The organism is Halalkalicoccus sp. CGA53 (genome assembly GCF_036429475.1).
GTDB classification, from domain to species: Archaea; Halobacteriota; Halobacteria; order Halobacteriales; family Halalkalicoccaceae; genus Natronorarus; species Natronorarus salvus.
This window is the reverse complement of sequence record NZ_CP144125.1, coordinates 433,228-447,620: the sequence shown is the minus strand read 5'-3', so window position 1 is coordinate 447,620 and position 14,393 is coordinate 433,228. Positions and strand designations below refer to the sequence as shown.

Genomic DNA, 14,393 nt, shown 5'->3' with positions numbered 1-14,393 from the left:
ACCCCGCCTCCGCGGGCCGAGGTGAAAAAACCACCCACGGGCCACGGGCGGTCGAGGGTACAGGTTTAACAGCCCCGCCCGGGTACTCGGGACATGGCCGACATCGACACCGTGGTCGTCGCGACCGACGGCTCCGAGAGCGTGAGTCGGGCGGTGGACGTGGCGCTCGACCTCGCCGACCGGTTCGACGCGGCGGTCCGCGCGCTCTACGTGATCGACGAGGGCGACGTCGACTCCTCACCCTCCGAGCTCCGGGGCGAGTTCCGCGAGGCGCTCTCGGAGCGGGGCGAGCGTGCCCTGGAAGAGGTCGCGGGCCGTACCGAGCGCGAGGTCCACACGGCGGTGAGGGAGGGCCACCCTGCCGCGGTGATCGCGGAGTACGCCCGCGAGCACGACGCCGACGTCGTCGCGACCGGAACGAGGGGTAGACACGGCGAACACCGGTTCCTGCTCGGGAGCGTCGCCGAGCGAGTGGTCCGCACCTGTCCGGTGCCCGTGCTCACCGTCAGACAGCTCGAGTCAGGTACAGAAAGCGCCGAAGCCGAGGTCTGATCGCGCCCCCGAACGCGAGACCACGCCACCTTTCTCCCCTCGCTCCCTCCTCGCCCTATGGACGAGACCCTCGTAGACGACGAGACGCTCCCGCTCGCCCGGAAGTCGCTGCTCCCCGGCGAGGGCTTCTTCTACCCCGACGAGTTCGACGAGGCGAGAACGGAGGCCGAGGCCGCGGAAGCGCTCTCGGAGGCGTCGGTCGCGGTCGTCGCCGATCCGGACGCCGACGGCCTCGGCTGCGTGGCGCTGATCCGCGAGGCCTACGGCGAGGGTGCGTTGCTCCCCGCCGGCCCCCACGAGATCGAGGACGGCCTGGCCTACGCCGCCGAGTTCGGCGAGCCAGGGCTCACCGTCTTCGTCTGTGACCTCTGTCCCGACCGCTTCGAGTACGTCTCCGAGGAACTCGCCGACCTCGTCGGCCACGCCGAGACGGTCCGCTGGTTCGACCACCACCAGTGGGACGACGAGGTGGCGAAACGGGTCGGGGAGACGGGCGTCGACCTCGTCGTCGGCGACTCCGAGACCGAGTGCACCACCGACGTGGCGCTGCGCTCTATCGACTACGAGTTCCCCGAGCGGTTTTCGGATCTCGCGGCCGCGACCCGCGACCACGACCTCTGGATCCGCGAGGACCCGCGAAGCGACGACCTCGCCGACTTCGCGTACTGGTCCGAACCGGAGGAGTACGTCGAGGCGGTGGGTGCGTACGGAGCGGACTTACCGGGAGACGTACTGGAGTTCCTCGCCGAGCAGCGCATCGAGAAGGAGGCGCTGATCGAGCAGGCGGTCTCTCGATCCGTGATCCGGGAGGTAGGTCCCTGGACGGTCGGCGTCACCTACGGCCGGTGTTCCCAGAACGAGGTCGCGGAGGCGATGCGAGAGCAGGGCGCCGACGCATCGGTGATCGTGAAACCGGCGGGAAGCGCCTCGATCCGGGGCTCGGAGGGGTTCGAGCGGTGTCACGAGGTCGCACAGCAGGTGAACGGCGGGGGCCATCCCAGAGCGGCGGGCTGTAAACCCGACGTCTACGACGACATGCTCGACTACGCCCACCACTGGACGACGCAGGGGGCGGTCACCAAACGGGTGATCCTCGACGGCTTCCGGACGCTGGTCGAGGAGGATCGGGGAGACGACGAGACCGCGGACGAACCAGTAGCGTAGTCGGCTCACTCGTCCGCGCGCCGGATCGTGACCGGCACGCCCGTTTTCGGGCGGAGGGTGACGCTCACGCTCAGGTCGTCGAGGGCGTCCTCCGGGACGTCCACGTCGAACTCGTGAACCAGCCTGGCGAGCGCGAGCGTCGCCCCCGAGAGCGCGAACCCCCGGCCGACGCACTTGTGCGGACCGCTCCCGAACGGGAGGTAGGGCTCGTAGTCGTCCGGGTTCAGCCGCTCCCACCGGTCGGGCTCGAACTCCTCCGGGCGCTCGAAGTATCGTCCGTCGCGCTGGATCGACCAGGTCGGAACGATCACCGCGGAGCCGCCCTCGACCGAGTACTCTCCGAGATCTGTGCCCTCGATCGCCCGGCGGAACACCGCCCACGCGGGGGGATAGAGCCGGAGCGCCTCGCGGTAGACCCGGTCGGTGTACTCCAACCGCGAGACGTGGTCGTGTCGAGGCGTCTCCCCGTCGAGGACCGCTCGCGCCTCCGCTCGAACCAGCTTTCGGCACTCGGGGTTCCACGAGAGCAGCGCCAGCGTGTAGGTGAGGCTCAGCGCCGTCGTCTCGTGGCCCGCGATGAGGAACGTCGCGACCTCGTCCCGGATCTGGTTCTCCTCGTACCGCACGCCGGGGTCGTCCTCGGCCGAAAGCAACAGCGCGAGCATGTCCCCTCGCTCGTCGGGCTCGCGTTCGAGCCGCTCGCGCCGCCGCTCGATGATCTCCTCGCTCAACTCGAGGATGCCGCCCGCCGCGCGTTTGAACTCGCCGGAGGATAGGTCGGGCAGCCACCCCGGCTTCAGTGTCGACGCTGAGAACTCGAACTCGGTCCCCGCGGCCTGCATCCAGTCGTGGAACTCCCGGGGTCGGTCGTCGCCCAGTCGCTCGCCGAGGAGCACCTCCGCCGCCACCCGGATGGTGAGCGCGGTCATCTCCCTGTGCAGGTCGCGCTGCTCGCCGTCGACGTCGGGTGTGGCCCACTCTCCGGCGAGTTCGTCGGCGCGCTCGCCGACGGTGTCCGCGTACCTGATCACCCGTCTGCCGGTGAAAGCAGAGCCCACGATCCGTCGCTGCTGACGCCAGAGCTCACCCTCGCTCTGGACGAGTCCGTTCTCGGCGATACGCGCCGCCGACCCCTGCGTGGGGACCCGCTCGAACGCTCCGGGTCGCGAGAGCGCGTCGTGGGCGAGCGACGGGTTCGTGACGAGCACGAGCGGCGGACGACCGGGCAGTGGGACCTCCGTCAGGTCGGCGAACCTGGCCTGGATCGCCTCGAGGAACCGGAACGGGTCGCTCCCGAACCGGAGCGCGTTGAGAATGCCCGGGTCGGGCGGCTGTGGGATCTCCCGTTGCATACCCGAGGTATGTCCGTGCGTACTTCAGGCTGTCTCTCGAAGGGTCGGTCGGAGAGCCTGGCTACGCGTCCGTCACCCACCGATCCGCGTACGCGACCCCGCACGCACACCGTGCGTAGGCGTGGAGCACGCTCCCCTCGGCGTAGAGCCGGCCCGCCTCCTCGTTCTCCTCCTCCGCGAACGCGAAGACGAACTCCGGGCCGGCGTCGCAGTCGGGACAGCGCCCACCGGAGAGGCCGCGCTCGACCTCTCCCTCCCTCTCCATCGCCTCCTTGGCGAACGTGAACGCGTCGAGGCCCGTCGCGGCGGTGAACGCGTTGCGCCCGTTCTGCCCGCTCACGACGACGAGCACTCCGCCCTCGACGCGTTCGCCGTGGGCTGCGAGCTTCTCGACCCCGTCGACCATCCCCTCGGAGAGGAAGATAGCGACGTCGTCGGGGCGCTCGCCGGCGAGGAACGCCTCCACCCGCTCGCCCCGTCCGTCGTCGCCGGTCATCCGTCGAGGTCCCGTGCGATGTCGGCGAGACTCGACTTCGGCGCCTCGACGGCCTCGTAGACGACCGTCTCGCCGGGCTCTCTGATCCCGTAGGCGAAGTCGGGTTCGATCACGTCGAGCAGCACCGACGAGCCGAACGAGCGCCCGCTCTCCTCGAACCACTCCTCTAACCGGTTCTCGCCGTCGCCCGACCGGGCCATCGCGGGCGAGTCGTACGCGCCGGTGATCCGTGGGCTCTCGTCGGCGAAGCCGCCGTCGACCCGGGCGAAGTACGTCACCTCCTCGACGACGAGGCGGATCACCTCGCCCTCGGGGACCGCGTCGGCCTCTTCCGAAGGCACGTCGAGTCTGGGTCGGGAGGCACCGTGGCGGGCGACGGTCGTTCGGATCGTCCGGATCGAGGGGTGGTCGCTCGGGACGCGCTCGCCCATCCCGATCAGTCGTCCCCAGCGTCGTCGCCCGCGAGATGCTCCGCGACCGAGCCCTCGCCCTGTCCGGTGACCTTCACGTTGATCTGGGCGACCTCGTCGGAGAGCTCCCGTCCTCGCACCGTCACGCGCTTTCGCTCGCCGTCGCGCGAGGGCTTGTAGCCGGTGCCGCCGGTGAGCAGCACCTCCTTCAGGTTCGGCCCGGAGACGTCGCTTCTGAGCGGCCGGCCCGCGTTGTCGGAGCCGCCGGTGACCTCGAGGGTGAACCCGGAGAGACCGACCGCGCTCCCGTCGACCTCCTCGCCGATCGAGACGCCGAGAAACCGGTTCGCGTCCTGTCCGTCGACCTCCACCTGGTACGACTGGCCGTCCTCGGGATCCGAGACGACGACCGTGAAATCTGCCATGGGGCTTGAAAAACGGTCGCGCGTCAAAAGCACGTCGTTCTCCCGCGCACGACGTAGGCGTAGCGGTCGCAGAACGACGGTTCGCCGGCGACGGCGTCGCTACGGCGACGACCCGATCGCGACCAGCGACAGCGAGACGAACACGACGTGGGCCATCGCGTGTGCGACCATCGCGGCCTCGAGGCTGTGTCTCCAGTAGATCCACCCGAAGGCGACCCCGCCGATAGCGTTTCCGACGACGATCCAGACGACCACCGCCGTCGTCAGCTCGCCGTAGACGACGAGCGCGTTCGGGAGGTGGCCGATCCCGAAGAGGACCGCCGCGGCGACGACGGCGGTCCACGCGAGCCCGTCGGAGAGGTCGCCGGCCCCGCGACCGACCGTCCTCCAGAGCCCGAACGCGAGGACCGACATGAACCCCCAGCGCAGGAGGAGCTCCTCGGTGATTCCGCCGTAGAGGAACCGCAGCGGCACCGTCACCAGCACCGCCCGGACGGTCGCCTCGGTCTCGGGTGCGGCCGACGGGGTCGGTGCGAGCAGCGGCTCCGCGACGACGACGAAGACGCCGGCCAGCACGCCGAGACCGATCGCGGGTTTCAGCTCGCTCCCGAACCCCTCGAGCAGCGGCGTTCCGTACGTCACCCGGTCGAGGAGGTGCGACCGGAACCCGACCTTCGGCGCCGCGTACAGCCCGAGGAGGACGGCGACGGCGAGCAACAGCTCGGGCTGGACGGCGACCAGCGACGCCAGCGTTAGCGACGGGAGCTCGGCGAGCTCGGGCGGCAGCCCGGTGGGGTCGTTCGCTGTCGTGAGCGCCAGCGCGACTACGCCGACCAGCCCCGGCCCGAACAGCGCGAGGAACCACCGGAGGTTGATCGAGGCGGGCGCGGCGGGTTCGGCGGCAGTCTCCGACATGGCTCGTCGGTTCCTCCGACTGGATCTAAAGGTGACGGGATAGGGTGGGCTGGAGCGCCCGACACGCCGGGTCACTCGAAAGTCGGATGCTCCCCGCGTCCTACCCACCGCGTATGAACGAACGGCACCTCGGGGCGGTACTGGACCACGAGACGGTCACCCGGTGGACGGAGACGGGCGAGCTTCCCGGCTGGGCGATCGCACACTTCGAGAACTTCCGCGAGTCGATGCTCGGCGACCGGAACGGCGCGCCGTTTCCCTGTTTCTTCGGCGTCGAGTCGATGCGCGAGGGCCGACCGCTCTACACGTTCGTCCCGTCGCTCTCCGACCGGGAGGCGTTGCTGGGCCTCCGCGACGCGCTCGCGGAGTTCCTCTCGATCTACGAGGACCACGGCGACCGTGTCTCGTTCGCGGCGTTCTTCCGGCCGGCGGAACGGGAACTGAGCGAGGCCGAGTGGCACGACGCCCTCTGGCACGTACTCCAGTTCCTCCACGTCCACGACCCCGACCCGTGGCCGGAAGGGATCCCGATGGACCCCGACGACGAGCACTGGGAGTTCTGTTTCGCCGGCGAGCCGATCTTCCCGACCGGCCGTGCACCGTTCTACGAGCGCCGAAAGAGCCGCTACTGCGCGCTCGGGCTGGAGGTCACGTTCCAGCCCCGGACGATCTTCGAGGGGATCACCGGCGACACCGAGGCCGGGAAACGAGCGCGGGATCTGATCCACGAGCGCCTCGACGCGTACGACTCCGCGGGCCCGCATCCCGCGCTCGGGAACTGGGGCGAGGACCACGAGTGGCCGCAGTACCTGCTGGCCGAGGACGACTCGCAGGCACCGGAGACCTGTCCGTTCACCCCGGCTCACGGGGCCACAGCACCCGCCGACGACTGATTTGCCTCCTCGGACCTCTCACTATAAACACTGAAAGATACATTACTTCGTGGTCCGTGGTATCGTCTGTCATGTACGAGCAAGACGGCGAGGATGTCTTCGTCATCGACGGCCACGTCCACTGCTGGGACGCGAGCGAGGAGAACGTGATTCACGAGGGTGGCGAGGAGTTCATCAGGTGTTTTCACGACTACCACACGCTGTTCACGCCCGACGATCGGCAGTGGAGCCTCGAGGAGTACCGGAACTACAGCCCCGAACGGATGGTCCGTGACCTGTTCGTCGACGGACCGGTCGATATGGCGATCTTCCAGTCGACCTACCTCACGGACTTCTACGAGGAGGGGTTCAACACGGCCGAACAGAACGCGGTGCTCGCCGAGGAGTATCCCGACCGGTTCGTCCTGAACGGGACGTTCGACCCGCGTGACGGTGAGGAGGGCCTCGAGTATCTGGAAGAACAGCACGAGCGCTTCGACATTCCCGGGGTGAAGCTCTACACCGCGGAGTGGCGCGGTGAGTCGAAGGGCTGGCGTCTGGACGACCCCGAGACGTTCGAGTTCCTCGAGAAGTGCGAGGAGCTCGGCATCGAGAACGTCCACCCGCACAAGGGGCCGACGATCCGGCCACTGAACAAGGACGCTTTCGACGTCGCCGACGTCGACGACGCGGCCTCCTCGTTCCCGGACCTGAACTTCGTCGTCGAGCACGTCGGACTCCCTCGACTCGACGACTTCTGCTTTATAGCGGCCCAGGAGCCGAACGTCTACGGCGGCCTCGCGGTCGCCGCACCGTTCGCACGCACCCGGCCCCGGAAGTTCGCGGAGATCCTCGGCGAGCTGCTGTTCTGGCTGGGCGAGGATCGACTGCTGTTCGGTTCCGACTACGCGATCTGGGAGCCCGACTGGCTCGTCCCCGAGGTGATGGACTTCGAGTTCACCGACGCCGAGCGCGCCGAATACGGCGTCGAGTGGGATTTAGCGACCAAGCGGAAGGTGATGGGCGAGAACGCCGCCGGGCTCTACGACATCGACATCGACGAGTACAAGCGGACGCTCGCCGACGACGAGATCAGCCGCGAGTTCGACCTCGGCGACCAGTACGAGGCGGCAGCCGACTGAGATGGCGGGGAGTGTAAACGCCAGTACCGACGCGGTGAGGGATGCCGTTCGACGGGTGACCGACCCGGAACTCGACCGCTCGATCGTCGACCTCGATTACGTGATCGAGTGCCGGGTCGAGGGGGACCACGCCCACCTCTCGCTCCGTCTCCCGACCGCGTGGTGCTCGCCCGCGTTCGCCTGGATGATGGCCGCCGACGCGAGACGCGAAGCCCTGTCGGTCCCCGGGGTCCACTCGGCCCGGGTCGAACTCCTCGACCACATGCACGCCGGGGAGATCACCGACGGGGTCAACGACGACCTCGAGTTCGTGGAGGCCTTCGCGGAGGCAGAGGGAGGTCTCGACGAGCTTCGGCGAGAGTTGCTCGAGAAGGCCAGACTCGCCCGCCAGTACGACGCGGTGCGCGCGCTTCGCGAGTCCGGGATGGACGACGCCGATCTCGTCTCACTCACCTCCGATGACGTCGAGTTCGACGGCGACCGCGCGCTCGTCCCGGTCGACGGCGCAGTCGTCGTCTGTACGGAGCGAGAACCGATCGAGCTATATCTCGACCGTGCCGAGCGCGTCGGCCTGCTCGAGCGTGGGGAACCTATCTTCCGCGACCACGCGGGGGAGCCGATTCGGGTAGAGGAGTTCGAGACGGTCTACCGGCGGACGCGCCTCGCACGGACGAACATCGGCGGACAGGCGGCGATCTGCGCCGGCCTCCACGAATCGCGGCAGGCGACGGTCGGGCGCCGATACTGACGGACGCAGGTCGGGCGCTGACCGGAGCGCCTTAGCCGCTCGAACCCCTCTTTCCCCCTATGACCGAGACGGAACTGGCGACGTTCGGTGGCGGCTGTTTCTGGTGTATCGAGGCGCCCTTCGAGGAACTGCACGGCGTCGAGTCGGTCACTTCCGGCTACGCCGGTGGTCACGTCGAGGAGCCGACCTACGAGGCGGTCTGTCGGGGCGAGACCGGCCACGCCGAGGTCGTTCAGATCGCCTACGACCCCGGGGTGATCGGGTACGACGAACTGCTGGAAGTCTTCTTCACCGTCCACGACCCGACGCAGCTGAACCGGCAGGGCCCGGACGTCGGCTCGCAGTATCGCTCGGCGATCTTCACGCACACGGAGGACCAGCGCGAGGCGGCCGAGACGTTCGTCGAGGTCCTCGAAGCGGATGGCGCATACGACGATCCGATCGTCACCGAGATCGAGCCGCTCGAGACGTTCTACGAGGCCGAGGCCTACCACCAGGACTTCTTCGAGAAGAACCCGAACCAGGCGTACTGTCGGATGCACATCCCGCCGAAACTGGAGAAAGTGCGAGAGAAGTTCGCGGAGAAGGTCGAGCGAGTATAGGGTATCTACCGTACGAAGCCCATTCTCTACTCGATGTAGAGTTGACGCCTCCAAGCTCGATGATCGCCGATACGTCTATCGGGTCCGTATAGTTCCCGAAGACTCCGTTGCAGACGGATGGTGTACGACACCGACCGGTGAACGCGGCGCCTCCCCTCACTCCACTTCCGTCGGACGCGTGTGGATCGTGAGAACCGGGATCTCCGAGAGTCGGACCACCTTTTCCGTGACGCTCCCGAGGAGATACCGACCGAGCCCGGTTCGACCGTGGGTCCCCATCACGATGAGGTCGATATCGTTCGTCTCGGCGTAGTCGATGATCTCCCGAAACGGAACTCCCTCTCGAACGTCCGTGATCGCCACGACTCCGTTCGCTTCGGCCAGTTCGGCCAGCTCCGCGACCTGGCGTTCTCTCGCCCCCTGCATCACCTCCTGTAGCTCGTCGGTGGACACACCCTCGTCGCCGGAGCGTACCGGTTTGACCACCGAGAGCAGGTGAACGGTCCCCTCGTGTTCGGCCGCCACGTCGATTCCGGTCTTCACGGCGTCTCGTGCCGCATCGCTTCCGTCCGTCGGGATCAGGATCTGCTCGAACATACACGAGAGAGGGTAGCAAGTGACAAAACACTTCCCGGCCGGTTCGCCGCTCGCGAGCGCAGCCGCGTGGATGCACCGTCTTCGGGGAGACTCCGGTAGACGCGCAGTCTCTGGCGGAGACAGGAGAGGGTTTCGTTCCGTTGACGGGTGGTGAGGGTACATCCGGCACACCGGTTACGTCCGTTCCCCTCACCGGACCGGTCGTCGATAGACGTGCGAGGAGAGACTGAAAGAGAGAGAGAGAGAGAGAGAGAGAGAGAGAGAGAGTGACTCCGGACGTCTATTCGAGGACGATGCAGGTATTCGTTCGCCCGACCCCCGGGACCGCTTGAATCTTCTCGGTGATGAGCACGAGCAGATCCTGGTGGGAATCGGCCTCGACTTCGACGATGATATCGAACCTCCCCGCGACGATATCGGCTTTCTTCACCCCCTCAAGCTCCCGGAGTTCGACGACGATATCTGGAGACGTCTCCGTCACCGTCGTGACCGTAACGTACGCCCTGACCATACGACCGAGAACGGGCGGATCCTGTAAATAGACCGGGGTAGGCTCTCCGTACCGTCCGATTCGACTGCCCGTACTCCGGAGGCGGCCTCTCGCGACACTTCGAGACCGCACTCGGCACGCGATCCCGTCGTGCTCGTCGGGAACGATCGCTCTCTCGGCTGCGGGGTCGCTTCCGTCAGTCGGGAGGACACCAGCGTCGGACGTGGGGGTTCAGACGGTACCCCGGGTCCGGTACAACGTGAGCCCACACGTACGCGAACCTACTGACGACCTTCGTTTCCCGGATACCTCGTTTCGAGCGACGTCCCCCGGTCCGTCGGGTGTTCTCACTGCAATCCGATAGAGCGCGTCGTGTCTCGCACGTGACCGGATTAGACGGCATAGCCTTCGCCGCGCAATGCGAGTTCGACGGACCGGACGAATCGCTCTCGAAGCTCGTCGTCGAACGCTTCCGTCTTTCTATCGGGTTCGTACAGATCGAGGCGGCGTTCGTCGGTATCGTCCCCGTCCTCGAGGAGTCGATACCGTTGGATGAACTTCTTTCCGTTGTTCCCGTAGACGATCACGGTCACCACTGGAGGACGATCGTCGTTTTCCTCGGTTCCGGCCTCGGTGACGCTGACGCGCTCGAAGTTGGTGAGATCCGTACTGAACGATCCGATCCCGAGCCGCTGTTCGAGTGATTCACGATCCCACTCGCGACGCGCTCCCGTTTCGGTGTTGCTTCCGACGACCGTCTTCGACCCGATCTCCTCGATCTTCCACTTCCGAAGGGAGGCCGACTCTAACTCGCGTTCGTCTCGCGACCGTACGTCGCCTTCCTGTACGATCTCACCCTCCCGAACGCGTATGTAACGTGGGCTCGTGGCGGGCATGTCGAGAAAAATCTCGCCGGGGTCCGTACTCACGAGTGCCTCCGTCCCCTCGATGGTACGAGGGACTAACGTCCGAGTATATTCATCGTTCATGGTAAACTCCGCGACGACCAGTTCGCTCCCGACCGAACTAAACGTTGCGACGGTACGCCGGGATACGGGCGTATCGAACGTCGTTCTCACCGAGCGTGCACGCTCTATTCGTCTGCCGCTCTCCGACCGTTACCACAGATCCCGGGAGAGCCTCTGTGAGACACGAGACCGGAATCAGTACGCCGATGGGAGAACTCACGTACTCCGAGTCGAACTACCGATCCGGCTACTCGGGAGCGCCTCGACACCCGCTTTCGTTCCATCTCGGTAGGATGTCGGACTCCCGCTGCCGGACAACGGCAACGTCGGCGTGGTCGATCCCGCGAACCGTGACGGATCGAAGACGGACTCGCTCGTCCCTGTCCCCCACGGAGGTGTGCCCGTCTTCTCGACGCTCCCAGTTCGACGCGTCGCGACGTGCGTCTATCTCGTCAGGCGGCGTTCCAGCGACCACACGGGGGAGAGACGAGAAGAACTCGAACCGGCTCCTGTCGGATGCACACCCCGCCGAAGCGAGAGACGGTGCGAGAGGAGTTCGGGGAGACGGGCGTAGTCGGTCGGTTCGACCACCCTCCCGACCCTCGTGCGATCGCGCCGGTCGACCCGTGCGCTCACTCGCCCCGTTCGCCGAGCAGGTCGCGCCCGACCGCCTCGAGCACCTCGACAGCCGTCTCGACCTCCGTGAGGTCGACCGACTCGTCGTAGGTGTGCGCCTCGTCGATGTCGCCCGGGCCCCAGGTGACCGCCTCGATCCCCGCGTCGTTGACGAAGTTTCGGACGTCGGTGGAGGCCTGGATCCCCCACGGCTCGTCGTCGACGCCCGCGACCTCCCGGGAGCGTTCCCGAACGGTTTCGGCGAGCGGGCTGTCGACGGGGATCTCCGCCGACTCGTAGGTCCGGGTGCGCCGCCAGTCCGTCTCGATCCCGTAGGCGCGTTCGAGCCCCGAGAGCAGGTCGTCGATCTCGCGGTCGACCGTCTCCGCCGACTCGGTGGGGAGAAAGCGTCGGTCGAGGGTGATACTCGCGCGCTCGGGCACCACGTTCTCCTTCGTCCCCGCATCGAACTCGGTGACGGTCGCGTACGCCCGACCGACGAGGTCGTCCTCGCGCTCGCGAACCCGGCGGTCGTAGCGATCGAGCGCGTCGAGCACGGGCTGTGCGTTCCGGATCGCGTTCGATCCCCGATCCGGACGGCTAGCGTGGGAGGGGTCGCCCTCGACGGTGATCTCGTACCACGCCAGCCCCTTCTCGCTCGTCGCCGTCCGTAGCCCCGTCGGTTCGAGGACGACGCCGTACTCACCTCCGTAACCCAGTTCGAGCAGCCGCTTTGTCCCCGGCTCGGCGGTCTCCTCGCCGATCGCCGCTTGGAAGACGATCGATCCCCCCAGTGCTCCGGACCGGATCTCCTCTGCGAGCCGGGCGGTCGCGACCATGCCGGCGGCGACGCCCGCCTTCATGTCCACCGCGCCGCGACCGTAGAGCCTGTCGCCGTCGATCTCCGCCCCGTAGGGGTCGTGGCTCCACTGCGATCGATCGCCGGCGGGGACGACGTCGACGTGGCCGTTCAGGACGAGCGTCGGTTCTCCCTCGCCGACGGTCGCGACGGCCTGTGGACGCTCCTCGTACGGGTCGGGAACGAGCTTCGCGTCGATCTCGCGTTCCCCGAACCACTCGACGATCCGCTCCGAGCAGGCGGCCTCGTTGCCGGGCGGGTTCTCCGTCTCGACACGGACGAGGTCGGAGAGTAGCTCTCGGATCGTACTCTCGATCGGCATGGACCGACCGATCCGGTAGCGGAGCATAAAGGTGTCCGACGCGGCAGCCGAGTGATCCTCCGCTGCTCCTGTCCCGATGGACCGGCTCGCGGCTTGCCCGCTCCCGAACCGCTTTACTCGGGCGCTCGCGTGCTACCACCATGCACGCCGACCTGGTTTTGCTCGACGGTACCGTCGTGACCCTCTCGGAGCGACCCGACGCCGAGGCGCTGGCGATCGTCGGCGATCGCGTCCGGACGGTCGGCTCGACCGACGAGGTGAGCGAGGTGATCGGACCCGACACCGAGGTGGTCGACCTCGACGGACGTGCCGCGCTCCCGGGGTTCGTCGACACGCACGTCCACGTCCCGCTCGCGGGCGCCAGGATGGAGCACGTGAACTGTCGATCGCCACCGAACCGATCGATCGAGGACGTGACGGCGCGGATCCACGAGCGTGCGGAGGCGACGCCCGACGGCGAGTGGATCGTCTGCTCCGGCTACAACCTGGGACTCGTCTGGGAGGCCGAGGATCGGCATATCGACCGCTGGGACCTCGACGAGGCCGCCCCCGAGAACCCGGTCCAGGTCACCAGCGTCGGCGGGCACACCGGGAGCGTCTACAACTCGGTCGCTCTAGCACTCGCGGGGATCGACCGGACGACGCCCGATCCCGAGCCGCCCGCGGTGATCGAGCGGGACGACGACGGGCGGCCATCGGGACTCGTCAGTGAGGCGGCGGAGATACCGTTGCACGATGTGATTCCCGAGGAGACCCGCGAGGAGCGACGCGATCGGATCGAACGGGCGTTCGAGCAGCTACTCGCGTGGGGGGTCACGACGGCCCACGACGCGCTCACCCGACCCGAGGACCTCCGGATCTATCAGGAGCTCGCTCGCGAGGGACGACTGCCGGTACGGTTGGGACTGATGCTCCAGGGCGACGTGGGCGAGGACCTCGGCGCGGAGGGGATGGACCTGCTCTCACGGGTACGGGACGTCGGCCTCGAGACCGGCTTCGGGAGCGACCGGCTCTTCCTCGTCGGGATCAAGTACTTCATGGACGGCGCGTTCACCGGTCGGACCGCCGCGATGTCCGAACCGTACGAGGGCGAGGCTGTCCCCGAGGGCTCCCCGCAGTACGAGGGCGTGCTCCACATCGATCCCGAGTACCTCGCCGATCGGGTCGAACGGGCGGCCGAGGCGGGGCTTCGGGTCTGCGTTCACGGCCAGGGCGACCGCGGGATCGATCACGTCCTGGACGCGTTCGAGGCGGCGCTCGACCCCGACGAGGACCACCGCTGCCGGATCGAACACGGCGGGCTCACCTACCCCGAGCAGGTCGAGCGGATCGCCGCGGTCGGCGCCTGCGTTTCCTCGTCGATCTCCTTCCTCGGCGGGGACGTCTCGCGGAACTGGGTCTACTGGGGCGAAGAGCGGATGGATCACACGTACGCGGTCCGTTCGCTACAGGAGGCGGGCGTTCCGACGGCCGGCAACGGCGACTGGCCCGTGACGACCGGGGACCCGCTCGTGGGGATCCGGACGGCGGTCACCCGCGAGACCGTCACGGGCGAGGTCGTCGGCCCGGACCAGCGGGTCCCCGTCGAGGACGCCCTCCGGCTCTACGGCCCCGATGCCGCGTACCTGGAGTTCTCCGAGGGAGAGAAGGGACGACTCGAACCGGACACCCTGGCCGACGTCACCGTCCTCTCCGACGACCCCCGGGCGGTCGATCCCGTCACGATCGCGGATCTCGACGTCGAGTACACGATCGTCGGCGGCTCGATCGAGTACACCGGGTGAACACAGTGCGCTCGTGATCGTCGTCGGGAGACGCCGCGGTCGGTCCGATCTCCCGGGTCCTCGCGGTTCGGCCGCCCCGA

Annotated in this window: 16 protein-coding genes; 7 read left to right on the top strand and 9 right to left on the bottom strand. The window is 67.6% G+C overall.

The window, feature by feature from the left end; genetic code table 11:
- The first annotated feature begins 93 nt into the window (after nt 1-93).
- Together V2L32_RS03535 and V2L32_RS03530 are read left to right on the top strand one after the other, a co-directional pair.
- On the top strand, nt 94-552 hold the full coding sequence (locus V2L32_RS03535; protein ID WP_331235101.1) for a universal stress protein: 459 nt from the start codon (nt 94-96) through the stop codon (nt 550-552).
- A gap of 57 nt (nt 553-609) precedes the next feature.
- Entirely contained in the window at nt 610-1,716 is a 1,107-nt protein-coding gene (locus V2L32_RS03530; RefSeq protein WP_331235100.1) for a DHH family phosphoesterase, read from the top strand.
- A 5-nt stretch (nt 1,717-1,721) separates the two neighbouring features.
- Here V2L32_RS03530 and V2L32_RS03525 read toward each other — a convergent pair whose 3' ends face one another.
- From V2L32_RS03525 to V2L32_RS03505, 5 genes are all read right to left on the bottom strand, one after another.
- Complete coding sequence (locus tag V2L32_RS03525; protein WP_331235099.1) at nt 1,722-3,068, bottom strand: cytochrome P450; 1,347 nt, start codon at nt 3,066-3,068, stop codon at nt 1,722-1,724.
- Nucleotides 3,069-3,129: 61 nt separating this feature from the next.
- Nucleotides 3,130-3,564, bottom strand: coding sequence for a DUF5807 family protein (locus V2L32_RS03520; RefSeq protein WP_331235097.1), 435 nt, complete (start codon nt 3,562-3,564; stop codon nt 3,130-3,132).
- Nucleotides 3,561-3,995, bottom strand: a complete 435-nt coding sequence (locus V2L32_RS03515; protein ID WP_331235095.1) for a DUF7112 family protein — start codon at nt 3,993-3,995, stop codon at nt 3,561-3,563. The genes V2L32_RS03520 and V2L32_RS03515 overlap by 4 nt, the downstream gene beginning before the upstream one ends.
- Before the next feature lie 5 nt (nt 3,996-4,000).
- Nucleotides 4,001-4,399, bottom strand: a complete 399-nt coding sequence (locus tag V2L32_RS03510; protein WP_331235094.1) for a 30S ribosomal protein S6e — start codon at nt 4,397-4,399, stop codon at nt 4,001-4,003.
- Between the two features lie 99 nt (nt 4,400-4,498).
- Nucleotides 4,499-5,314, bottom strand: coding sequence for a CPBP family glutamic-type intramembrane protease (locus V2L32_RS03505; protein WP_331235093.1), 816 nt, complete (start codon nt 5,312-5,314; stop codon nt 4,499-4,501).
- A gap of 113 nt (nt 5,315-5,427) precedes the next feature.
- On the opposite strand from V2L32_RS03505, the gene V2L32_RS03500 reads away from it, so the two are divergent.
- From V2L32_RS03500 to msrA, 4 genes are all read left to right on the top strand, one after another.
- Nucleotides 5,428-6,207: a YqcI/YcgG family protein gene (locus V2L32_RS03500; RefSeq protein ID WP_331235092.1), complete on the top strand. Its 780-nt coding sequence runs from the start codon at nt 5,428-5,430 to the stop codon at nt 6,205-6,207.
- 71 nt (nt 6,208-6,278) lie between these two features.
- Complete coding sequence (locus V2L32_RS03495; RefSeq protein ID WP_331235090.1) at nt 6,279-7,328, top strand: amidohydrolase family protein; 1,050 nt, start codon at nt 6,279-6,281, stop codon at nt 7,326-7,328.
- A gap of 1 nt (nt 7,329) precedes the next feature.
- A complete protein-coding gene (locus V2L32_RS03490; RefSeq protein WP_331235089.1) occupies nt 7,330-8,076 on the top strand; it encodes an iron-sulfur cluster assembly protein in 747 nt (248 codons plus the stop codon).
- A 59-nt stretch (nt 8,077-8,135) separates the two neighbouring features.
- The gene (msrA, locus tag V2L32_RS03485; RefSeq protein WP_331235087.1) at nt 8,136-8,678 is read left to right on the top strand and encodes a peptide-methionine (S)-S-oxide reductase MsrA; all 543 of its coding nucleotides are present in this window, start codon (nt 8,136-8,138) and stop codon (nt 8,676-8,678) included.
- Nucleotides 8,679-8,834: 156 nt separating this feature from the next.
- Here msrA and V2L32_RS03480 read toward each other — a convergent pair whose 3' ends face one another.
- From V2L32_RS03480 to V2L32_RS03465, 4 genes are all read right to left on the bottom strand, one after another.
- Complete coding sequence (locus tag V2L32_RS03480; protein WP_331235086.1) at nt 8,835-9,275, bottom strand: universal stress protein; 441 nt, start codon at nt 9,273-9,275, stop codon at nt 8,835-8,837.
- 280 nt (nt 9,276-9,555) lie between these two features.
- Nucleotides 9,556-9,786, bottom strand: a complete 231-nt coding sequence (locus tag V2L32_RS03475) for an Lrp/AsnC ligand binding domain-containing protein (protein WP_331235085.1) — start codon at nt 9,784-9,786, stop codon at nt 9,556-9,558.
- A 371-nt stretch (nt 9,787-10,157) separates the two neighbouring features.
- A complete protein-coding gene (locus V2L32_RS03470; protein WP_331235084.1) occupies nt 10,158-10,694 on the bottom strand; it encodes a hypothetical protein in 537 nt (178 codons plus the stop codon).
- 671 nt (nt 10,695-11,365) lie between these two features.
- Nucleotides 11,366-12,523 carry a M20 family metallopeptidase gene (locus tag V2L32_RS03465; protein WP_409348425.1) on the bottom strand — a complete coding sequence of 386 codons (1,158 nt, stop codon included), beginning with the start codon at nt 12,521-12,523 and terminating at the stop codon, nt 11,366-11,368.
- A 146-nt stretch (nt 12,524-12,669) separates the two neighbouring features.
- Here V2L32_RS03465 and V2L32_RS03460 point away from each other — a divergent pair, with 146 nt between their 5' ends.
- The gene (locus tag V2L32_RS03460) at nt 12,670-14,313 is read left to right on the top strand and encodes an amidohydrolase (RefSeq protein WP_331235082.1); all 1,644 of its coding nucleotides are present in this window, start codon (nt 12,670-12,672) and stop codon (nt 14,311-14,313) included.
- Nucleotides 14,314-14,393: the final 80 nt, after the last annotated feature.

Excerpts from the sequence above, each read along its gene's own strand:
- V2L32_RS03535 (WP_331235101.1), top strand. The coding sequence starts at position 94 with ATGGCCGACATCGACACCGTGGTCGTCGCGACCGACGGCTCCGAGAGC.
- V2L32_RS03530 (WP_331235100.1), top strand. The coding sequence starts at position 610 with ATGGACGAGACCCTCGTAGACGACGAGACGCTCCCGCTCGCCCGGAAG.
- V2L32_RS03525 (WP_331235099.1), bottom strand. The coding sequence starts at position 3,068 with ATGCAACGGGAGATCCCACAGCCGCCCGACCCGGGCATTCTCAACGCG.
- V2L32_RS03520 (WP_331235097.1), bottom strand. The coding sequence starts at position 3,564 with ATGACCGGCGACGACGGACGGGGCGAGCGGGTGGAGGCGTTCCTCGCC.
- V2L32_RS03515 (WP_331235095.1), bottom strand. The coding sequence starts at position 3,995 with ATGGGCGAGCGCGTCCCGAGCGACCACCCCTCGATCCGGACGATCCGA.
- V2L32_RS03510 (WP_331235094.1), bottom strand. The coding sequence starts at position 4,399 with ATGGCAGATTTCACGGTCGTCGTCTCGGATCCCGAGGACGGCCAGTCG.
- V2L32_RS03505 (WP_331235093.1), bottom strand. The coding sequence starts at position 5,314 with ATGTCGGAGACTGCCGCCGAACCCGCCGCGCCCGCCTCGATCAACCTC.
- V2L32_RS03500 (WP_331235092.1), top strand. The coding sequence starts at position 5,428 with ATGAACGAACGGCACCTCGGGGCGGTACTGGACCACGAGACGGTCACC.
- V2L32_RS03495 (WP_331235090.1), top strand. The coding sequence starts at position 6,279 with ATGTACGAGCAAGACGGCGAGGATGTCTTCGTCATCGACGGCCACGTC.
- V2L32_RS03490 (WP_331235089.1), top strand. The coding sequence starts at position 7,330 with ATGGCGGGGAGTGTAAACGCCAGTACCGACGCGGTGAGGGATGCCGTT.
- msrA (WP_331235087.1), top strand. The coding sequence starts at position 8,136 with ATGACCGAGACGGAACTGGCGACGTTCGGTGGCGGCTGTTTCTGGTGT.
- V2L32_RS03480 (WP_331235086.1), bottom strand. The coding sequence starts at position 9,275 with ATGTTCGAGCAGATCCTGATCCCGACGGACGGAAGCGATGCGGCACGA.
- V2L32_RS03475 (WP_331235085.1), bottom strand. The coding sequence starts at position 9,786 with ATGGTCAGGGCGTACGTTACGGTCACGACGGTGACGGAGACGTCTCCA.
- V2L32_RS03460 (WP_331235082.1), top strand. The coding sequence starts at position 12,670 with ATGCACGCCGACCTGGTTTTGCTCGACGGTACCGTCGTGACCCTCTCG.